This is a genomic window from Pseudomonas sp. AP3_22 TE3818 (genome assembly GCF_053628995.1).
Genome location: NZ_JBRJHL010000001.1, coordinates 2661691 through 2683606, shown reverse-complemented (window position 1 = coordinate 2683606; position 21916 = coordinate 2661691). Strand labels below are relative to the sequence as shown.

The 21916-nt window shown below is 63.0% G+C and carries 16 protein-coding genes; 8 read left to right on the top strand and 8 right to left on the bottom strand.

Translation table 11 applies throughout. The annotated features are described in order from the left end of the window. The first annotated feature begins 248 nt into the window (after window positions 1-248). The 7 genes from AB7M25_RS12200 to AB7M25_RS12170 all read left to right on the top strand — a co-directional run bounded on the left by AB7M25_RS12200 (window position 249) and on the right by AB7M25_RS12170 (window position 9452). The gene (locus tag AB7M25_RS12200; RefSeq protein ID WP_454237355.1) at window positions 249-431 is read left to right on the top strand and encodes a hypothetical protein; all 183 of its coding nucleotides are present in this window, start codon (window positions 249-251) and stop codon (window positions 429-431) included. A gap of 54 nt (window positions 432-485) precedes the next feature. Continuing rightward, window positions 486-1559: an ABC transporter substrate-binding protein gene (locus AB7M25_RS12195; protein ID WP_429384865.1), complete on the top strand. Its 1074-nt coding sequence runs from the start codon at window positions 486-488 to the stop codon at window positions 1557-1559. Window positions 1560-1573: 14 nt separating this feature from the next. Next, the gene (locus AB7M25_RS12190) at window positions 1574-2797 is read left to right on the top strand and encodes a lipase family protein (RefSeq protein WP_454237354.1); all 1224 of its coding nucleotides are present in this window, start codon (window positions 1574-1576) and stop codon (window positions 2795-2797) included. A 15-nt stretch (window positions 2798-2812) separates the two neighbouring features. Then, on the top strand, window positions 2813-4021 hold the full coding sequence (locus AB7M25_RS12185; protein ID WP_454237353.1) for an LLM class flavin-dependent oxidoreductase: 1209 nt from the start codon (window positions 2813-2815) through the stop codon (window positions 4019-4021). A gap of 4 nt (window positions 4022-4025) precedes the next feature. Beyond that, window positions 4026-5612 carry an ABC transporter substrate-binding protein gene (locus tag AB7M25_RS12180; protein WP_454237352.1) on the top strand — a complete coding sequence of 529 codons (1587 nt, stop codon included), beginning with the start codon at window positions 4026-4028 and terminating at the stop codon, window positions 5610-5612. A gap of 130 nt (window positions 5613-5742) precedes the next feature. Continuing rightward, entirely contained in the window at window positions 5743-8325 is a 2583-nt protein-coding gene (locus AB7M25_RS12175; RefSeq protein WP_454237351.1) for a TonB-dependent receptor plug domain-containing protein, read from the top strand. Window positions 8326-8366: 41 nt separating this feature from the next. Then, a complete protein-coding gene (locus AB7M25_RS12170; protein WP_429398709.1) occupies window positions 8367-9452 on the top strand; it encodes an LLM class flavin-dependent oxidoreductase in 1086 nt (361 codons plus the stop codon). 138 nt (window positions 9453-9590) lie between these two features. Here the strand turns inward: AB7M25_RS12170 and AB7M25_RS12165 are convergent, their stop codons facing one another. The 8 genes from AB7M25_RS12165 to AB7M25_RS12130 all read right to left on the bottom strand — a co-directional run bounded on the left by AB7M25_RS12165 (window position 9591) and on the right by AB7M25_RS12130 (window position 18889). Further along, window positions 9591-10049 (bottom strand): REP-associated tyrosine transposase, encoded by a 459-nt coding sequence (locus AB7M25_RS12165; RefSeq protein WP_429519686.1) that lies wholly within the window; start codon window positions 10047-10049, stop codon window positions 9591-9593. Window positions 10050-10420: 371 nt separating this feature from the next. After that, complete coding sequence (locus tag AB7M25_RS12160; protein ID WP_454237350.1) at window positions 10421-12223, bottom strand: dipeptide ABC transporter ATP-binding protein; 1803 nt, start codon at window positions 12221-12223, stop codon at window positions 10421-10423. After that, a complete protein-coding gene (locus AB7M25_RS12155) occupies window positions 12220-13065 on the bottom strand; it encodes an ABC transporter permease (RefSeq protein WP_429389894.1) in 846 nt (281 codons plus the stop codon). Before AB7M25_RS12155 ends, AB7M25_RS12160 begins: the two co-directional genes overlap by 4 nt. A gap of 10 nt (window positions 13066-13075) precedes the next feature. Next, on the bottom strand, window positions 13076-14137 hold the full coding sequence (locus AB7M25_RS12150) for an ABC transporter permease (RefSeq protein WP_429389896.1): 1062 nt from the start codon (window positions 14135-14137) through the stop codon (window positions 13076-13078). Beyond that, window positions 14130-15701, bottom strand: a complete 1572-nt coding sequence (locus AB7M25_RS12145; RefSeq protein ID WP_454237349.1) for an ABC transporter substrate-binding protein — start codon at window positions 15699-15701, stop codon at window positions 14130-14132. Before AB7M25_RS12145 ends, AB7M25_RS12150 begins: the two co-directional genes overlap by 8 nt. An 11-nt stretch (window positions 15702-15712) precedes the next feature. Beyond that, on the bottom strand, window positions 15713-16900 hold the full coding sequence (locus tag AB7M25_RS12140; RefSeq protein WP_454237348.1) for an LLM class flavin-dependent oxidoreductase: 1188 nt from the start codon (window positions 16898-16900) through the stop codon (window positions 15713-15715). 171 nt (window positions 16901-17071) lie between these two features. Beyond that, entirely contained in the window at window positions 17072-17818 is a 747-nt protein-coding gene (locus tag AB7M25_RS12135) for a class II aldolase/adducin family protein (protein ID WP_429389901.1), read from the bottom strand. Window positions 17819-17833: 15 nt separating this feature from the next. Continuing rightward, window positions 17834-18889 (bottom strand): ABC transporter substrate-binding protein, encoded by a 1056-nt coding sequence (locus AB7M25_RS12130; protein ID WP_429389902.1) that lies wholly within the window; start codon window positions 18887-18889, stop codon window positions 17834-17836. Window positions 18890-19867: 978 nt separating this feature from the next. Here AB7M25_RS12130 and AB7M25_RS12125 point away from each other — a divergent pair. After that, window positions 19868-21136 carry an acyl-CoA dehydrogenase family protein gene (locus AB7M25_RS12125; protein ID WP_429389904.1) on the top strand — a complete coding sequence of 423 codons (1269 nt, stop codon included), beginning with the start codon at window positions 19868-19870 and terminating at the stop codon, window positions 21134-21136. The last annotated feature ends 780 nt before the right edge of the window (window positions 21137-21916 follow it).

Sequence of the window (21916 nt, the reverse complement as noted above, 5' to 3'; positions counted from 1 at the left end):
CTGCTTGCAGATCAGCACCTGCCCCTCCCTCCCCACGCCTGAAAGATCCGCCAGAAGCCCGCCACGCAAGGCCTGCAGCCTGATTTTCACGCTATGGCATGCAATCTGCTCTCTCCCCTCCCAACACAAATCCACACACCGCCGCACCGCGTGGATTTTTTGTAGGAGCTGGCTTGCCAGCGATGGCGCCCGCAACAGCGGCGCAAGGCTCAAGGGCCTCATCGCCGGCAAGCCGGCTCCTACAAGGAATGTGCACACAACGTGAAATCTGTAGGAGCTGGCTTGCCAGCGATGGCGTCCGCAACAGCATCGCAAGGCTCAAGGGCCTCATCGCCGGCAAGCCGGCTCCTACAGGGGACGGTGTACAGCGTTTGTTTTTTGTAGGAGCTGGCTTGCCGGCGATGGCGTCCGCACAGCACCGCAAGGCTTGAAGGCCTCGGCTCCTACAACGCGTGTTTCGCCAATGGCCATTTAGGGAGATTTCAATGAAACGTTTCTGGCGCAACAGCCTGGTCGCATTGACCGGTTTACTGCTCAGTGCCACCGCACTGGCCGAACAGGCTCCGGCCTCGGTGAGGATCGCCATTGTTGCCTACACGCAAGGCGGCAAGCCGGTGTTTGGCGGTATCGCTGGCCGGGTGATCGAGGACGGCTGGCTTGAACAGCAACTGAATCAGCGCGGCGTGAAGCTGGAGTGGATCGCCCTGCCCCACGCCGGCGCCGGTCCGCAGATCAACGAAGGCTTCAGCAACAACAGCATCGACTTCGCCGTGCGCGGCGACCTGCCTTCGGTGATCGCTGGCGCGGGTGGCGTACCGGGCAAGCTGATCGTCCCGGGTGGCAGCGGTAACAACATCTACCTGGTGGTTCCGGCGGGCTCCGAGGCCAAGAGCATCGAAGACCTCAAGGGCAAGCGCCTGGCCCTGCATCGCGGTCGCCCCTGGGAGTTCGCCTTCAGCAACTTCCTCGCCAGCAAGGGCCTGAAGCTCGACGATTTCAAGATCGCCAACCTCAATCCGCAAGTCGGCGCGGCGGCGGTATCGGCCGGCAAAGTGGATGCCGCCGTGCTGCTCAGCGAGGCCTATGCCCTGGAAGACAAAGGCGTGGGCAAGATCATCTGGTCGACCAAGCAAGGTGCCAACGACTGGCGCCTGGTGTCCGACCTCTGGGGCACCGACCGTTTCGTCGCCCAACACCCGGACATTACTCAGCTACTGGCGACTGCCTGGGTCAAGGCTGCCTGGTGGATTTCCCAAGAGCAGAACCAGGACGCCTATTACCAACTGTCCTCCCGCGCCGGCACGGCTGAAAGCGTGCTGCGTCGCGATGACTTGAACGATCCCGTGGCCTGGAAAGAGCGCTGGGCCCCCAAGAGCGACCAGCAACTCAAGGCGCATTACCAGGCCCTGACCGCCTACGCCCTGGCCAATCAGCTGATTCGCGACAACTACGACATCACCCCTTCGCTGGCCACCGGTTTCACCAACCAGGCGCTGATCGATCTGAAGCTCACCGACTACTGGCCGGGCCTGCGTGGCCAGGTCAGCCACAATCCATGAATAGGGAATTGCTGATGAAACTGCCGCAACAATTCGTTTTCGGTCTGAGTGTGCTGGCGCTGTCCATGAGTGCCATGGCCGCCGGTGCACACGCGCCGAAACCCGATCCGCTGCAAGGTGATGGCCGAGTCTCGGCGTTCTACACCTGGCAAGAGGTGATCCCGTCCACGCCGGGCAAGCTGCTGCGCAGCGAGCCACTGGAAAAAACCTTGAGCCTGCCCAACGCGGCCAGCGCCCAGCGGATTCTCTACAGCTCCACCGACGGCATTGATAACAAGACCCCGATCGTGGTCTCCGGCACGTTGTTCCTGCCCAAGGGCAAGGCGCCCGCCGGTGGCTGGCCGGTCGCCAGTTGGGGCCACGGCACGGTTGGCGTCGCGGACGTTTGTGCGCCGTCCTGGCAAGGCCGCTCCTATCGCGACGTGCAGTACCTCAGCCGCTGGCTGGACGAAGGGTATGCCATTGTCGCCACCGATTATCAGGGCCTCGGTGTACCCGGTGGTCATCCGCTGCTGAACAATCGCATGGCTGCCTACGGCATTCTCGATGCGGCCAGGGCGGTGGTCGCCGGCGTCCCTGGGCTGGCCAACAAAGTGTTGATCGTCGGTCAGTCCCAGGGCGGCGCGGGGGCATTCGCCTCGGCGGCCTATGCCCCGACTTATGCACCCGACCTCGGCGTCAAAGGCAGCATCGGCACTGGCGTGATTTACACCGTGGGCGCGAAAAACGTCGGTGAACAGGACCCGGACAAAGTCGATGCCTCCCTCGCCTACGGTTTCTACACCCTGCTCGCGGCCCAACAATACGACCCCAGCATCAACCCCAAGGACTTCTACACCGACAAGGCGCTGCCACTGTTCGAGCAGGCCCGCACCAGTTGCCTGGCGGCGCTGGTCAGCGATGTGGTCGGCGTCGGCCTGACCCCGGCCAATGCGAAAAAGGACTACAAGGGCGATCAGCTTGCCCTGTGGCAGAAACAAGTGTCCTACCCGACGCTGAAACTGGCCCAGCCGATTTTCATCGGTACCGGCGCCGAGGACAAAACCCCGGCGGCCTCGACTCAAGTCGCGCTGATGCAGGACGCCTGCAAAACCGGCTCGGTGGTCGAAGGTCATCTCTACAAAGGCTTGGGCCATAGCGAAACGGTCAACGCGTCCCTCAAGGATTCGGTGCCTTTCGCCCACAAGGTCATCAACGACCAGCCCATCACCCCGATCTGCAGCCCCAGCGTGCAGTGAGACGGAGCCCTCGACATGAGCATTGAATTTTTCACCCGCCTGCCGCTTCACGGTGAAACCCAGTTCCTCCCCGGCGACCCGCGCAACCGTGGCGACTGGCATCGCGGCGGCCCGAGTACCGGCGCGGTCTCGGCATTCAGCGTCGGTGACCACTTCACCTATATCGATTATCTCGGGCAGATCGCCAAGGCCGCAGAGATCAACGGCTTCGGCGGTGCCCTGATGGTCAACGCCCCCTCGGGCGAAGAACCCTGGACCGTCTGCTCGCTGCTGGCCCGGGAAACCCGCACGCTGAAATTCGTCACGGCGTTCCAGCCCTATCACTACACGCCGTGGGTGGCGGTGCAACAAGCCGCGACCTATCAGCGCGCCACCGGCAACCGCCTGGTCTGGAACATCATCAACGGTGGTTCGGATGCGATTCAGCGTCAGGTCGGTGACTTCAGCGACCACGATGAACGCTATGAACGGGCCATCGAGTTCATGGACGTGGTCAAGGGCTATTGGCACAACGAGAACTTCCACTACGAGGGCAAATTCTACAAGGCCGAAGGCGGTGGTTTGCGCGGGCCCTTGAAGAAGGCCGAACTGCCACTGATCTGCACCGCCGGCTCATCGATCCCGGCTCGGGAATTCGCCGCCAGACACGCCGACTTCTACCTGATGCGGGCCGAGCATCCGGATGAGATTGCCGCACTGATTGCCGATATTCGTGAACGGGCGCTGAAACACGGACGCACCGACATTCGCTTCGGACTGTCGATCGATGTCATTACCCGGGAGACCGAGGAACTGGCCCGCACCGAAGCCAAGCGTTTCTTCGACGAAGGCATCGCCAGGGGCGCGGTCAAGGCGGTGGCGGCCCATGCCGGATTGCGCACGGCGCGCAAGCTCAGCTACGAAAACCAGTTCGCACAAAAGACCGAGAGCCAAGGCTTCGACGACTTTTTCATCCACCCTAACGTCTGGACCGGTTTCGGCTACATCGGCATTCCGCCGGGCTGCGCGCTGGTGGGCAGTCATGAAAATGTCGTGGCGCGGATTCGCGAGTACAACGCCATCGGCATCGACCTGTTCTTCCTCGCCGGCTACCCGCACCTGGAAGAAGCCTATCGCCTGGGCGAGCACATCCTGCCGCACTTTCGCAGCGAGCGCAGCGAACTGAGCCGCCCTGCTCCTGCGCCGCTGGAACTGCGTTCCGCCAACGGCCCGGCTGGAGCCTGATGCCATGAGCGACGATCACTCATTCATCAGCCGCCGGGAGTTTCTCGGCCACAGCGCCCTGCTTGGCGGTGGATTGCTGCTCGGTGGCGGACTGCTCAGCGGCTGCGGCCCGAGCAGCGAAACGCCAACCGCCAACAACCTTGCCGACCTTGAGCCGCGTTATGGCGGACGCCTGCGCCTGGGCATTCTCGACGGCAACCAGAGCGGCAACCTCGACGCGCACAAGCCCATCGGCAGCGGCATCGTTCGTGGCTTTGCGCTGTACAGCAAGCTGTGGGAATGGGACGAACAGATGCAGCCGCGCCTGGCCCTGGCCGAGTTCGCCGAACCGAATGCCGATGCCAGCAGCTGGACGCTGCGCCTGCGCCCGGACCTGGAGTTCCACCATGGCAAGACCATCGATGCCGATGACCTGATCTTCTCGATTCGCCGTCTTACCGATCCGCAATTGGCCTCGCCCTATGCCGCGCTGTTGCACTGGGTGGACCGCGACAACCTGGTCAAGCTCGATTCGCGCACCGTGCGCCTGAACTTTCGCGAGGGCCGCAGTTACATGCCGCTGGCGGAAACCTGGGTCAATTTTGGCGGGATCGTGCCGGTGGATTATCACCCGGTGTCCAACCCGGTGGGCGCCGGCCCCTACAAACTGAAAAGCTTCACCCCCGGCCAGCGCTCGCTGTTCACGCGGTTCGAGAACTACTACAAGGAGGGCAAACCCTACGCCGACGAGCTGGAAATCATCGACTTCAAGGATCAGGTTTCGCGCCTGGCGGCCCTGCGTTCCGGGCAGATCGACATGGCCAACGTGATGCCCACCGAGCAGTTGGAAGTGCTGCAGCGCGATCCAAGGCTCAGGGTGCTCAAATCGGTGACCGGCAACTGGTTGTCGTTCGACATGAATCTCGACAAGCCTCCGTTCAACGACCCCCGGGTGCGCGAGGCATTCCGCCTGTTGGCCGACCGGGAGGAACTGGTACGCCGGGCGCTCAACGGCCAGGGCCGCGTGGCCAATGACCTTTATGCGCCGAGCGATCCGACCTTCAACCACAGCCTGGGGCCGCGCCCTCACGACCCGCAGCGGGCGGCGCAACTGCTCAAGGAAGCCGGGCATGAAAACCTTGAACTGGAACTGGTGACGACACCGGGGCCGGGGCTGACGTCGGCGCTGGTGCTGGCGGAACAAGCCAAGCGCATCGGCGTCACGCTCAAGGTCAAGCAGGTCGACCTGGCCACTTTTCAGGGACCGCTGCGCAACGACTGGACGCTGAGTACCGGCGGCAGCATCGGCGCCCCCTTCCTGGCCAGTGCGATTCACACCGACGCGCCGTTTGCCGTGTCGAACAAGACCCATTTCAACGATCCGCAGTTCAGCGAATTGTTCCTGGCGGCCATGGCCCAACCCGACCTGGAAAAGCGCAAGGCCCTGGTCCACCAGGTTCAGCAGATCCAGTACGAACGCGGCGGCCTGTTGATCTGGGGTTACGCCGATTTGCTCGACAGCGTGGCCAACCGCGTCGGCGGCGCGGCGGCCGAAGAATCGCTGTTCAGCACCTGGCGCTTTGAAAAACTCTGGCTCAAGAACACCAGCTGACACACCGCTACCTGTAGGAGCCGGCTTGCCGGCGATGGCGGTGGTGAACGTGACCACGTCATCGCTGGCAAGCCAGCTCCTACAGGTCATCGCCATACCCATTATTTTTTTGTTGCGAGGCTCATTCGCTATGCCCTCTATCGCCTTTCGTTTGCCTGTAAAACGCTCCGCCCTGGCTATGGCGGTGGTGTCGGCATTTTCGATACCCACCTTCGCTGCCGACACTCAACTGCAAACCGTCACCGTGCAAGCCAGCGCCAGCGATTCCGACGATGACGCCCTGCCCACCCGACCGGAGTCGTCGGTCTACGGCGGCCTCGAAACCAAGGTGGTCGACACCCCGCGCTCGATCACCCAGGTCAACGCCGAGCAATTGGCCAACGACCCGATCCGCAGCGCCGACGACCTGGTCAAATACGCGCCGGGCATCACTCGCGGTGGCGGGCAGAATGCCGGGATCGCGCCGCAGTTCCGCGCCCAGGGGTCTGAAGTGTTCCAGGACGGTCAGCGGGCTTACAGCGTGCGCCATCCCGCCAACTTCAACGCCTATGAAGGCGCCGACATCGTCGCCGGTCCGTCCTCGGTGACCTATGGTTCGGTGTCAGGCAGTGGCGGTTACGTCAATTACCTGAGCAAAAAGCCGAACTTCAGTGAATTCAAAACCAGACTCAGTGGCGAGGTGGGCAGTTGGGTCCCTGACGGTGAATCCCGTGACGCCGCGAAATTCAGCGTCGATAACACCGGGCCGCTGAGTGACAACCTGGCCTATCGGCTCAGTATCACCAAGCAGCGCCAGGAAGACTTCTACGACAACGTCGACAACAATTTCGACGCGTTTTACGGCGCGCTGGCCTGGCGCAATGACAACGTGCGCGTCGACTGGAATGCCAGTTACGACGACTACTACGATTACAACATCACCCACGGCTGGAACCGCGCCAACCAGAAGCTGGTGGACAGCGGCAAATACTACGCCGGGCGCGCTACACCGATCATCCAGAACGGCAACACCCTGTGGTCGCCGGTACTGGCCTCCGGCGCCGCCGATGCACCGACCCTGGGTTGGGTCAAGCGCCAGCGCAACGCCCAGGGGCAATACAGCGTGGTCGATGGCAGTTTCCAGACCGCCTCCCCCAACACCCGCAGCAACCCTGGCAGCCTGCGTGGTTGGGTGTATGACCCTTCGCTCGCCGGCAACGGCCTGACCTCCCTGTCCTCCCAGACCGGCCAGCGCGACGAAGATCAAAACACCTCGCGACGCTTCGCCACGCAACTGCGGGTGGAGGCCGATCTGACGCCGACCATCACCTTGGCCAACAATACGTTTTACCAGCGCTCACGGGACATGACCGATGCCGTCGGGTCGTTCCAGGTGCAGTCCAAGGACAATATTTTCGACAACCGCTTCGAGTTCCGCTCGCGCAATGAAGTGCAACTGGGCGGCTTGACCCTGCGTGATGACAGCAATACAGGGCTGATCTACCGCCGCGAGTTCAACCAGTCGATCGCCGCCAACAACAGTTTCGGCTCCACCATCAACGCCTATGACCTGACCCAGGACCCGTCGGGCAAGAATCCCGGGGATCTGCTGGCACTGACCGGTGCCAACCCCGCCGGCGGCAACGGTGCCTGGATCGGCCAGGCCGGCGTACCGCAGTTTTCCAACACCTATGGCTGGCTGAATCTGCCGCCGATGTACCCGGCTGGCCATGGGTTGTACGCCGAATCCGTCGCGCCCTACACCGCACAAAGCACCTGGTCCACCCAGACGCTGTTCACCCAGCACAACCTGCGTTTCGGCGACCGTGCGGGCCTGAACATCGGCGCCAGCCGGAGCTGGATCGACGCTGAAATCGACAACCCCTTTGTGCTGGCCGGCGGTAATCCCCGCAAGGACAGCGACAATTACCGACTGTTTGCGTTCCAGGTCAGTCCGTACGTCAAACCGACCGAAAACAGCACGCTGTACTACACCTTCGATCGCTCACTGGCGGTCAATACCGGGTTCTTCTCCAACGGCCTGGGCTGGGGCAGCGGCGCTGGCGCGAACCTGCTCAACCCGCTGGCGTTCGAAAGTTTGAGCGTGCTGCACGAAGTCGGGTTGAAAGTCGAACCCGTGCCCAACGAACTGTTCATGACCCTGGCCGCCTTCAAGCAGGCACGGGACCAGTCACCCGACAGCAATAACAACATTGCCCGCCTGGTGATCAAGGGCGTGGAGTCGACCCTTCGCTACCAGCCGGACAATCACCTGCGCACCGCCCTGAACCTTACAAAACTCAGCGCCTACAACGAGTTTGCCTCCCAGGCAGGGTTTGCTTCGGCGGGCTTCATTCCCGACAACGGCACGGTGTTCGGCGACAACAACAGCCTGAACCAGCGACCGTCCGGGCGCTTCGACGCGGTGCAGATCCCCGAGTACACCGCCAGTGGCTATGTCGACTATCGCTTCGATTCAGGCTTTGGTGCCGAGCTCTCCGGCTGGTGGACGAGCAGTTGGTACCTGAACCTGAGCAAGACCGTGAAGATCCCGGACGAGTACAACCTCGACCTCGCTCTGTATTACCGCCAACCGCAGTGGAGCACCACGCTGCGCGTGCTCAACCTGACCAACGAACTGAATTTCGTCAGCGGCCTGGCCGGCTCCACCAATACCTTCCTGCAACCCATGCCCGGCCGCACGTTGCTGGCTCAGGTGGATTACCAGTTCTAAGCCCGCGGCCAGCCCGCTTTACCGCCATCAGGAGTGTTCCCATGTCCATTGAATTCGTCGGCATGATCTTCCCCCGCCAATGGTCCGAGACCCGAGGCGTTCGCAGCCCGGATTTCGATCTGGAGTTTATCCGTCACCACGCCCGTGCCCACGAGCACGCCGGCTTCGACCGGGTGCTGATCGCCAGCGGCCCGGGCAGCGCAGACAGTTTGCAGATCGCCGCCTACGCCGCCGCGCACACCGAGCGCCTGGGGTTCATGATCGCCCACCGCCCGGCCCTCACCGCGCCCACCGTCGCCGCCAGGGCCTTTGCGACACTCGATCACACCACGGGTGGCGGACGGATTCGCCTGCATGCCATCACCGGCATCACCGCCGAGCCCCAGGAGGGCGACTTCCTGCTGGACAAGACCGAGCGCTATAAGCGCACCGATGAGTACCTGGAGATCGTCCGGCGCACCTGGACCGCTGAAGAGCCTTTCGACTTCGAGGGGCAGTATTTCAACATCAAGGGCGCCTTCTCACCGGTCAAGCCGCTGCAGAAACCGCACATTCCGATTTCCTTTGGCGGGTCTTCGGATATCGCCTATCAGATCGCCGTCAAGCACGCGGACCTGTATGCCTTGTGGGGCGAGCCTTTGAGCGGCGTAGCCGAGCAGATCGGCAAGCTTCGTGCGGCCGCCAGCGCGGCGGGTGTGGAGGCGCCCAGGGTCAGTCTGTCCGTGCGTTTGATCCTTGGCGCGACCGAGGAACTGGCGTGGCAACGGGCGCAACAGATCCTCGAACAGATCAAGGCCAATCCACAGTTCGCGGCAGGCAGCCCCTGGCAAAAACGCATCAAGGGTACCGGCTCCGAACGCTTGCTGGCCGCCGCGGCCCTGGGTGACCGTCACGACCGTGCGCTGTGGATGCCCACCGCCACCGCCGTCGGTGCCTATGGCGACACGACAGCCCTGGTCGGCACCCCGGAAACCGTGGCCCAGGCGTTGCTCGACTACGTGGATCTGGGTGTGACCACCTTTCTCAACCGTGGCTACGATCCGCTCTACGACACAGTTGATTACGGCCGCTGGATAATCCCGGCGGTGCGCGAAGAAGCACGCCGTCGAAAGGCGCGTGTGGCGTAACGGCGGAGCAAGGCTCATCGACGCCATCGCCGGCAAGCCGGCTCCTACAAAACCGTATTCACAACGCTCAACCGTAGGAGCTGGCTTGCCAGCGATGGCGGCGGCACATTCACCACCGCATCGCCGGCAAGCCGGCTCCTACAGCCATTTTGCGTCCCACAATGGGTAATCGTGGACACGCCTGACAAGACCTGCCCGTATCGGATTGGCAATGACGTAACGTGCCACCGCCAGCAAATCCTCTTCACGTCGAATGGCCCGGTCATGAAAGCCTTTTTGCCATAATCGTCCATTGCGTCCAAGGTTGGCATTGATTGCTCGTGCGCTACGGGATTTGGTGGGCAGCATCAACGCGGGCAAGGTGCAGTCTCTCAGCTCGACCAGCCAATGAAAATGGTCCGGCATCACTACCCAGGCCAGGGATTCAGCCAGGTTATCGGTATCTGCCTGTTGAAATTGCCGCACCAGTAATCGCCCGGTCTGCCAATTGGCAAACAACGGCTCTCGGTTTTGGGTCACAGCGGTCAGCAAATAGATTTGTCCGGATTGAGAATAACGCCCGGTGCGTAGCCGGCTCGCGTGAGGAAGATCAGGCATTCCATTGCCCTCTTGTGTTCAAGACAGAATCACAAGGCTAGAGGGCGAGGATGAATGTCGTCGCCAATGTCTGGTTCCGGATGTGTCCGTACGAACGCCATCGCCGGCAAGCCGGCTCCTACAAGGTCGTATTCGCAACGGCCATTTGTAGGAGCTGGCTTGCCAGCGATGGCGGCGGCACATTCACCATCGCATCGCCGGCAAGCCGGCTCCTACAAGGCCGTATTCGCAGCAGCCATTTGTAGGAGCTGGCTTGCCAGCGATGGCAGCGGCAAATACACCATCGCATCGCCGGCAAGCCGGCTCCTACAAGGCCGTATTCGCAGCAGCCATTTGTAGGAGCTGGCTTGCCAGCGATGGCGATGCCGGTATCACCTCAATGTCGGGGAGTTTTCGAGCAACGTACGGGTATAGGCCGCCTGCGGTTGATCCAGCACCTGGTCCACCACCCCCTGCTCCACCACGCGCCCCAGTTTCAGCACCAGCACGCGGTCGGCGATGGCGCGGACCACGCCGAGGTCGTGGGTGACGAACAGCAGGGTCAGCCCCTCTCCCTGCAATTGCTGTAACAGCGCCAGGATCGAGGCCTGCACCGACACGTCCAGCGCCGAGGTGATTTCGTCGCAGATCAGCAGCTTTGGCTCGCACACCAGCGCCCGGGCAATGGCCACGCGCTGACGCTCGCCACCGGACAGGCTGTGGGGATACAGGTCTGCCACCGAGGCCGGCAGCGAGACCCGCTTGAGCACCGCCTCCACGCGCGCCCTTGCGGCAGCGCCCTTGATGCCGAAAAAATGCTCCAACGGCGCGCTCAGGGTCTGATAAACCGATTGCCGTGGGTTCAACGCCCGGTACGGGTTCTGGAAGATGTACTGGATCTGATGCCGTTGCACCGCGTCACGCTGGCGCGCCGACAGACTCAACGACTCACCGGCATAAAACAGCTCACCCTCGGCGTTTTCGCCCAACCCGGCAACAGCACGCGCCAGGCTGGTCTTGCCCGAGCCGGACTCCCCCACCAGCGCCAGGCACTCCCCGGCGGCCACCTTCAGAGAAACATCGAACAGTACCTGGCGGTCGTAGGCCACGTTCAGATCCTTGATCTCCAGCAACGGCGCGCGCGCCGGCACCTCGATGACCGGCAACGCGGGTGTCGGGCCAACCACCGGCAACGCCTGAAGATGCGGGTCCAGGCACGCGACCCTTTGCTGTGACGACAGGTCCCGCAGTCCCGGTTCGACCACCGCGCACGCGGCGACCCGACGCGCACACCTTGGCGCGAAAGCACACCCCGACGGCCGCTGCCCCGGTGCCGGTGCATGCCCCGGGATCGCCTGAAGATCCCGGCGCTGCGCAACGTCGGGAATCGCCGCCAACAAGCCCCGCGTGTAGGGGTGCGCCGGCTGATGAAACAGCGCCGAGCGCTGGGCGACTTCGACAATCCGCCCGGCATACATCACCATCACCCGGTCCACCAGGTCCTTGATCACCGCGAGGTCATGGGACACATACACCGCGGCCACCCCCAGGCTTTTACACAAACGGCGCAACGTCGCCAGGATGTGGGCCTGGGTGGTGACGTCCAGCGCGGTCGTGGGTTCATCGAGGACGATCAATGCCGGGCGCAGGACAAAGGCCAGCGCCAGCATCACCCGCTGCTGCTGCCCGCCCGACAGTTGATGGGGAAAGCGGCGCAGAAACTGCGCATCATCGGGCAGGCCGACATCGCGCAGTGTCTCGACGATGCGCTGCTCTTGTGCGGCGCGATCGAGCTCAATCTGATGCGCCCCCAGCGTTTCGCGCAGCAGGCTGCCAATACGCAACGCCGGATTGAGGGCCGTCGCAGGGTCCTGGGCCACATACCCGATCAGGCTGCCACGGGCCCGGCGCAAGGCCTCGCCCTGCAACGTCAACATTGATTGACCGGACACCTCAACCTGCCCACCGACAATCCGCGCGCCCCTTCGTGCATGAGCCAGCAAGGCGGTCGCCAGGGTGGTTTTGCCCGACCCCGACTCGCCCACCAATCCAAGAATGTCTCCGGCCTCCAGGCTGAAGGTCACATCGGACAGCACATCAATCTGTCCCGGCAACTCGACCCGCAAGTCCCGCACCTGCAACACCTGCGCGTTCAGCACAGAGGAACGGGACTCGATCCCGGCAATGGCGTTCATGGCTGTTTTTCTCCGATCCGTGAGCTGCTGCGGCCGATGCCTTCGGCCAGAATGTTGGTGCCATAGGCAAAGATGCCAATCAGGATGGCCGGCGCCAACACCGCCCAGGGCTGTACCAGCAACCCGGCCTGGTTCTCATTGATCATCAGCCCCCAGTCGGCGGTCGGCGGTGCCACGCCGTAACCGAGAAAACTCAGCCCCGAGAGCATGCCCACGCCCCAGGTCAGCATGTTGCCGAAGTGCACCAGCAGCGGCGTGAGGATGTTCGGCAGAATCTCCTTGAACAGAATCCGTCGCCGCGAATAGCCCATCATCTGTGCGGCCTCGACGAACTCCTGCCCCGCCACCGCCACCGCGCTGCCCCGGGCCAGGCGAATGACCCCGGGGGTGAAGGCAATGGCCACGGTCAGCACGATGAGCCAGGGCGCGCGGCCCAGCATGGAGACGATCAACAGCACCAGAATCAGGTCGGGAAAGGCCAGCGACACGTCCGCCAGCCAGGTAATCAATTGATCCAGGCGCCGTCGGGAGAACCCCGCCAACAGGCCCAGAGAGCTGCCCACCAGCAACGCAATCGAGGCCGCCGCCACTGACATCCACAGCACCGACACGCCGCCGCTGAGCAAGCGCGACAACACGTCATGCCCGAGAAAGTCATACCCCAGCAAGGCCTTGTCCACGGGGGCGCCATACACCGAACCGACCATTTCTGTCGGGCTGTGGGGCGCCAGCCAGGGCCCCAAAAGCGCCAGCGCCACCACCAGCGAAGTGATCACCGCGCCCTTGCGGGTTTGCGGTTCGGCCAGCCACCGGTGCCAGCGAGCGCGTCGCGAATCAGTCATGCATCACCCCTCAAGGTGCCTTGGATGGAGAACGCCGCCACCAGGGCTGAATGCCCCGACGGTTGCGCCGGATCAGGGTGACCCGGCGGGCGGTACGAAGCTTGGGTGTCAGCAGCACCGTCAACAGGTCCGCGAACAGGTTGATCAGCACCACGCCCAGGGTGATTACCAGCACGATGGCCTGGATCATCGGCAAGTCGCGCATCTGTATCGCTGAATTGAGCGAAGTGCCGATGCCCGGATAACTGAAAATCACCTCCGCCAGCAACGCCCCGCCGATCAGGGTGCGCAGGGTCAGGGCCACCCCCTGGATCGCCGGAATCAGCGCGTTGGGCAAAGTGTGACGCCAGACGATGCGCCACTCGGGAATGCCCCGCAGCCGTGCGGCGACGACGTAGTCCGATTCCAGTGCTTCGATCATCGACGCCCGCACCATGCGCGTCAGGTACGGCAGCGCCGACAGACTCAGGGCCAGTACCGGCAACACCAGAAACTGCAATTGGCGTAGCAACGATTTGTCCGGATCGAGGATCGACACCGCCGGCAGCAGATCCATATGTGGCATGGAAAACAACAGGACCAGGCCAATCGCCAAGAGGAAACCCGGTGTGGCCTTGAGGAAAATCAGCAGCGAAAGAACCCGCCGATCGAGGCGGCTGTCACGCCGCAAGGCCAGGGACACGCCCAACAACAAGGCGGCTGGCACGACCACGGCAATCACGCCGGCGAGCAGCGCCAAGGTGTAGCCAAAGCGACCGAACAGGATGCTGCCGACCGGTGCATTGGAATCCAGCGACACACCCAGCTCACCCCTCAGGGCGTGCCCGAGCCAACGCAGGTATTGCTCCAGGATCGGCCGATCCAGACCCAACTGGCGCTGCAGGGTGAGGATGCTTTCCAGCGGTGCATCCGGGCCGAGGATCACTCGCGCAGGGTCCGAGGGCAGCGCCTGGGTGGCGATGAACACCACCAGGCTGATGACCCACGCAGTCAACAGACCGTAACCCAAGCGCCCGATGAACCAGGACAGCCAGGCCGGTGTACGCGGGGTTTTGCAGGATGGCTCAGGCATGGTTCACCCACATTTCATCGAAACGCCAGGAGGCGAACGTCGTCTGTTCCGGTTGCAAACCACCGACCCGCACCGACGCCGCGTCCAGCACGTCGTTGAAGCCCCAGATCAGCAGGCCACCACGCTCGTGCTGGATGCTTTGTGCTTCATGCACCAGGACTTTGCGCTGCTCCAGATCAGGCTGTGCCAGCGCCTGGCGGTACAACGCGCTGAAACGCTCATCGTGGAAATTGCTGCGGTTGTAGATGGCCTGCGGCGCATCGTTGTGCAGCGCCGAAGCCAGGAACCCCCGAGCCGGCGTCGAGCCTGGCGACAGCAACCAGTTTTCCCGTTGCGGGCCGTTGAACACCGAGCCATCGACCTGGGTGACCTTGATCTCGACCCCGGCCTTCTTCGCCTGTTGGGCAAACACCAGCGCCGCATTGACGCCGGGTCCCGGTGTGGTGGTCAGTTCCACCCGCAAGTCGTCGTGCCCGGCCTGGCGCAACAGCGAACGCGCCTGTTCCAGGTCGTACGGACGCTGGGCAATGCCGTGGTTGTACGTCGGGTCATGGGGCGAATACAGGTCGTTGGCGACCCGGCCGAAACCGTTGAGCCCGCGCTCGACCAGCTCACGCCGGTCGGCCAGCAGACGAAACGCCTGACGCACGCGCTGATCCTGAAAGGGTGCCTTGGCCAGGTTGAGGTTAAAACCCGTGAACGAGGTGCTCGGCGATGCATACAACCTGAGTCGCGAGTCGGCCTTGAGCAGCGCGCTGTGCTCGGCCTGCACGCCGCTCGCTACGTCGATCTGCCCGGCGCGCAGGGCCGCGGCGCGGGACACCTGGTCTTTGAACTCGATGATTTCCAGTTCATCGGCATAGGGTTGACCAGGCTTGTAGTAGTTTTCGAAGCGCTGGTAGAGCGAGCGCTGACCGGGGATGAAGCTCTTGAGTTTGTAAGGCCCGGCACCGACCGGGTTGGTGACGGGGTCGTAGTCCGTCGGCACGATGCCGCCAAAACTGATCAGGGTTTCGTCCAGCGGATAGAAGCTTTGGCCCTCCTTGAAGCGGATCTCAATGGTGCGCTCGTCGAGTTTGCGCAAGGCTTTGCGGTCGATCGCCCCCACCAGTCCGGCAAATGGCGAAGCCAGTTTCGGGTCCGTCAGGCGCAGGATCGAGAACAGCATGTCGTCGGCGCCGATGCTCTTGCCGTGATGGAACTCCAGCCCCGGCTTGATACGGATGGTCCAGGCGCTGGCATCGGCATTGGGCTCGGCGAACTCCGCCAGGGCCAGCCGCGTGCTGACGTCGGTGTTCCATTCCCAGAACTTGCTGTACAGCGCCCAGCCGCGAATGATCCCGCCGCCCACCGGTTTGTGGGCATCGAGGTTACCGGATTGATCACCGTCGATAATGCCGACCCGCAAACGACCGCCCTGCACCGGGGTGCTGGACAAGGCCGCAGCGCCACTGACCGCGTCGCCGCCGTCGCAACCCCCGAGCAGGCTGCTGCCCAGGATCAGGCCGCCACCGACCGTCAGGCCGTTGCCGAGAAACCTGCGACGGGAAAATGCCTCGCTCATCAACGCCTCCCTCAGGCTTTCTCGGCCGCGACCGTGCGCGAACTGGCGCCGAGGCGCGGTACGTCAAAACCGTGATCCAGGTCGAGCAACGGGAACAGCAGATCGGCCACCCGCTGCGCTTCATCGATCAACGGAAAACCGGAAAGGATGAAGGCCGACGTGCCTTGCGCTTCATATTCGCGAATGCGTTCGGCGACCTGTTCGGCGCTGCCCACCAGGTAGGTACCGGCAGCCGGGCCGAGGATGTTGAAGCCGAACAGGCTCGGGCCGAGCCAGACGTTGGGGTAGATCTCCAGATCACGGGCCTTGGGCAACCGACCGGCACGAATGGCGTCGACGTTGCGCCGGGTTTGCGGGTCGTCGCTGTGGAAGCTCTCCAGGGTTTCGCCTGGCGGCAGTTGCCGTTCAATCGCGGCACGCGCGGTTTGCAGCGAGGTGCGCTGCAGCAGTTTCTCGGCGTGGGCCCACGCCTCTTCCTCGGTTTCACGGACGATAATCTGCAAGCGCGTGCCGAAGGTCAGTTCGCGGCCGATCTTCGCCGCTTCTGCCGCCACTTTGCGGAACTTCTCGCCGAGTTTCGGCGGGGTGTTGGCGAAGCTCAGGTAGACGTCGAGCAATTGCACCGAATGGGCAACGCCCGGCCCCGAGGTGCCGGCACCCCACAACGGGATGCCCGGCTTCTGTTTCGGTGGATGCCAACCACCCAGCGGATGACTGGCCGCCGCCGGCGAACGTGGCGCGAGCTTGACGTACTGACCGTCGAAACCGGCGGTGTCACCGGCGTAGAAGCGCTGGAAGGCGCGCCAGTATTCGAGGCTGAAGTCGTAGCGCTCGTCATGGGGGTAATGCACGCCGAGCGTCGCGAGGCCGGCGTCATTGCCGTTGACCACGTTGAACAACAGGCGTCCGTTGGAGAATTGATCGAAGGTCAGCGCCCACTTGGCCAGCACCGCTGGCGACAGTTCACCTGGATGTTGCGCCACCAGAAAACGCAGGCGTCGGGTGACGTCGATCAAGGCCGCCGAGACCGCCAGGCTTTCGTTGGGGCTGGAGCCCAGCAGCGAGCCGTAATAGCCCAGGCGATCACTGGCCACGGCGATCTGTTTCAAATGCTCGAAGTCGGTTTTCCAGCGACCTTCGGGCTCCCATGGGTAAGGGCCGTCGGGGGTGGTGAGGTACCAGAGAATCTTTACTGCCATGGTGGTGTTCCTTGAATTATGTATCGACCGTTCGGCCGCCATCGCCCGCTCCCTGTAGGAGCCGGCTTGCCGGCGATTAGGCCCTCGAGCCTTGCGCCGATCTTTCGGGCGCCATCGCTGGCAAGCCAGCTCCTACAGGGAGGGGGTGTGCTGGCCGGAAAGGTCGGTGGATCAGCCTCGGCGGTCGATGGCGGGTACCAGGCCCAGTCCGCTGGCTTTTTCATACAGGCCGCTCATTTTCCATTGCTGGGTCAGCACGCCCGGGCCGTAAGGACGGGAGCCGCCCAGGGCGTCGGCGAGCAATTGCAGTTGCGCGCCCTCTTCCAGCAACAGGATGAACTCGGCCGTGGCGCGCAAGCCTTGCTTGCCCCACACGGTGGAGCCGCCATTGGCTTCCAGAATCGCCAGGTTGAACGGGTTCTCGGCAATCTTGTCGAGGATGAAATCGACTTCCGGCTGACGGCGGTCGATGTACACCGGCAGTTCCCGGGCCAGCTGATAACGCTGCACCGGCACGTAGTGGAACGGCAGCGTGCGATGGGTCTGCGCCCAGGCACCCAGGTACGGCGAGTGCACATGGGACACTGTGGTGATGTCGGCGTGCTGCTGGAACAGTTTGGTGTAGCGCCCCAAGCCACCCTTGCCTTTGCCGAAGATCACCTTGCCTTCAAAGTCGGTGACCGTGGCCTGCAGAGGTTTGCGGTAATTCCAGGGCCCGCCGTAGTTCACCGACACCAGCAGTTCCTGCCCCGGTACGCGCTCGATGAAACCGACGGTGCCATTGGCGGTGATGGTGTTGGTTTCACGGAACACGGTGAAGGCTTCTTCGGCCTCGACCAGCACCTTGTCGATGAAGTTTTGCAGCTCTTCGCTGATCAATTGTTCGGTGACGGGCTTTTCGTTGATAAGTACGGTCATGGCAGTTCTCCAGATTCAGGCGCGGCGCTTGGCCAACAGTTCATGGGCAGCTTGCAACGGGCGCGGATCGACCCAGTCGGCGATGGAAAAATCGCGTTCCAGGAAACCGTGCAGGTAAAGGAAATCTTTCTGGGTATCGAGAAACTCAAGACGCTGCGCAGACAGGTCCGGTGCGAGCGTGGTGTGGAATTCGCCGCGATAGGCCTCGGCGACCCCGGCGCTGCCAGCGCGGGTTTCCTCTTCGAGAATGGCGTTCAGCGCCTCCCGGTTGTTGGCAGCCCAATCAGCGGCGCTGAGGGTTTGTGCGAGAAAGCGCACCACCAGGTCGAAGTGATTGTCGAGCAGGCTCTGGTGGACGGTGATCGGACGCGGTGTGCCATTGTTGATGCGATAACGTGGCTCGGCGATCAGGTCCAGATCGATGCCCACCACCAGCCCGAGACGCCGCGCGGCATCGGCAGCGGAAGCGCCCTTGACGTACACCGCATCCACCTCGCCTCGCACCAGGTAATCGAGGCCCGACCACAAACGCTGCAACCCTTCCTGCGGGTTGGCCGCTCGCTCCTGGTCCTGCAACGCGACTTCCACCAGTTCGACATCATCGAACCCCAGCCCTGCAAGGCTCAACGCGCCTTTATAACCATGCAGGCTCATGGCGCGGGCGATGCTCCCGGGACGGCTTTCTCCCCAGGCCGGCAGCGCCAGGCGCTTGCCCTTGAGGTCCTGCGGATGACGAATGCCGGAGTCCGGGCGAACCAGGATGGTCTGCCATTCTTCGATCCAGGTCAGGCCGATCAGGCGACTCGGTGCACCGGCCGCGCGTGCCGCCAGGGCCGGCACGTTTCCGCCTTCACGAAACAGCCCCGGCAACTCGTGATCGTAGTGGTGATGACCCAGTTGACGGGCCTCCTGCAAGGTTGAAACCGGCAGGCCATCGGCGGCGAACTCCTCGCTGAGCCAGCCGAGCTTGTAGGCAATCCCGGAGGCCGTCGGCACCGGGCAACGGGTGAACCAGATCTGGTCCAGTTCATTCAGGGAAGCAGGTCGGGATTGTTTGGCAGCAAGCGTCATGGGCAGCTCCATCGGGTTGGCAAGTCAGTCGCGGTGACTGTTGCCAGGGCTATTGCAGCGCCCGTGCCAAGAGTTGAACCACCCGGTTTACCTGGCCTTGCGCCCGCCTTCGGTCGATGCGCAGCCGTTGATTGCTGGCCTGCCAGCAAGATTGCGCGGCGACTGCTGCTGTCCGAGCAGTCGCCGCCGCCCCGTTGCTTCCTCAGCAACACCCACCCGCCTTGCACTACCCCAAACGCTGCGCTGCACAGCCTTTGCAGCCCTTGGCGCAGAACTTGCTCAAGGCCCTTTCAACACCCGGGAAACGCTGACGCCCCCTCTGTAGGAGCTGGCTTGCCAGCGATTGGCCCTCGAGCCTTGCGCCGAGTTCAAGGGCGCCATCGCCGGCAAGCCGGCTCCTACAGGGTCGCATTTGCAACGTTGAACCGTAGGAGCTGGCTTGCCAGCGATTGGCCCTCAAGCCTTGCGCCGAGTTCAAGGGCGCCATCGCCGGCAAGCCGGCTCCTACAGGGGTCGCATTTGCAACGTTGAACCGTAGGAGCTGGCTTGCCAGCGATTGGCCTTCAAGCCTTGCGCCGAGTTCAAGGGCGCCATCGCCGGCAAGCCGGCTCCTACAGGGGTCGCATTTGCAACGTTGAACCGTAGGAGCTGGCTTGCCAGCGATTGGCCTTCAAGCCTTGCGCCGAGTTCAAGGACGCCATCGCCGGCAAGCCGGCTCCTACAGGGGTCGCATTTGCAACGTTGAACCGTAGGAGCTGGCTTGCCAGCGATTGGCCTTCAAGCCTTGCGCCGAGTTCAAGGGCGCCATCGCCGGCAAGCCGGCTCCTACAGGGGTCGCATTTGCAACGTTGAACCGTAGGAGCTGGCTTGCCAGCGATTGGCCTTCAAGCCTTGCGCCGAGTTCAAGGGCGCCATCGCCGGCAAAGGATTTTGTGCAGTTTTGTGGTCATCAGACATTCAATTATCAGAGGTAGAGCAATGAGCAAGGTCGAACACAACCCCGCCGGACAACTGATTCAAGAGCAGGCTCCGATCCGGTTACTCCAGAGCGAAGCGCAAGCCATCGCCGTGGCGAAGGAGATCGCCGTGGAGATCGCTGAAATCGCCGCCGATGCCGGTCAGAACGGCCAATTGCCTCGGCGTCAGGCGCAACTGTTGTCTGAAAGCGGCCTGACTGCCATCGGGGTGCCCAAGGCCTTTGGCGGGCTGGGTGCCTCGGTGGAAACCATCGTCGAAACCGTGCGCATCATTTCTATCGCCGACGGCGGCGTCGGTCAGTTGCTGCAAATCCATAACGTCATGCTGCGCGGGATTTTCACCGGTTACGCCGACGACATTCGCGACCGGCTGATCCGTGATGTGCTGGCCGGTAAACGATTCGGCAACGCCCTGGCCGAAGTGGGCGGCAAGAACAAGTTCGCGCTCAAGACCCGGGTCGAACGTCGTGCCGACGGCAAGCTGATCCTCAACGGCAGCAAGTTCTACTCCACCGGTTCCTACCTGGCCGAGTGGATTTCCCTGACGGCCGCCAGCGATGACGGCGGCGCCGGGGTGCTGCTCAATCGCAACGCCCGGGGCCTGACGCTGGTCGATGACTGGGAGGCCTTCGGGCAGAAAAATTCGGTCAGTGGCACCGTGATCTTCGACAACATCGAGCTCGACGAAGGCTTCGTCTCCCAGCGCAAGGGCCCCATGAAACGCACGGGCCTGACCTTCCCGCAGATTCTCCACGCCGCCATCGATACCGGCATTGCCGAAGGCGCGCTGTCGGCGGCAGTGGAGTACCTCAATCACAACGCTCGCCCCTGGGTGGAAAGTGGTGTCGACCACGCCAACCAGGAGCCGCACATCATCAAGCAGATCGGTGAATACGCCGTGGCCTTGCGTGGGGCGCAATCGCTGCTGCGTGACGCGGCACGGGTGTTCGACCAGCACGAGCTGGATCCGGACAACAAAGCGCTGCAGGACGAGCTGATTCTCTCGGTGGCCACCGCCCGCGCCCACTCCGACGCGGCCTCGCTGAAAATCTCCAGTGACATCTTCTCCCTGCTCGGTGCCAGTTCATCGTTGACCAAATGGAACCTCGACCGCTTCTGGCGCAATGCCCGGGTCCACACCACTCACGACCCGATCCGCTGGCGCCTGCATCACGTCGGCAACTACTACCTCAATGGTGTCGATCCGGGCGAATACACCGCGATCCTCAACGCCAAGGAGCAACAGGGCGCCACCCGTCCTGCGCAATGACCCGAGGGCTGGCCTCATCGCCGGCAAGCCGGCTCCTACAGGAATTGCGTGCAACGAACACCCTCTGTAGGAGCTGGCTTGCCAGCGAAGGCGGCCTCAAAAACGCCACAAGACTCAAGGACCCAATCGCCGGCAAGCCGGCTCCTACAGGAATTGCGTGCAACGAACACCCTCTGTGGGAGCTGGCTTGCCAGCGATGGCGGCTTCGAAAACGCCACAAGGCTCAAGGACCCAATCGCCGGCAAGCCGGCTCCTACAGGAATCGCATGCAACGGACACCCTCTGTGGGCGCTGGCTTGCCAGCGATGGCGGCCTCGAAAACGCCACAAGGCTCAAGAACCCAATCGCCGGCAAGCCGGCTCCTACAGGAATCGCATGCAATGAACACCCTCTGTGGGCGCTGGCTGGCCAGCGATGGCGGCCTCGAAAACGCCACAAGGCTCAAGAACCCAATCGCCGGCAAGCCGGCTCCTACAGGAATTGCGTGAAACGAACACCCTCTGTGGGAGCTGGCTTGCCAGCGAAGGCGGCTTCGAAAACGCCACAGGGCTCAAGGACCCAATCGCCGGCAAGCCGGCTCCTACAGGAATTGCGTGCAACGGACACCCTCTGTGGGCGCTGGCTTGCCAGCGATGGCGGCTTCGAAAACGCCACAAGGCTCAAGAACCCAATCGCCGGCAAGCCGGCTCCTACAGGAATCGCATGCAACGGACACCCTCTGTGGACGCTGGCTGGCCAGCGATGGCGGCCTCGAAAACGCCACAAGGCTCAAGGCCCCAA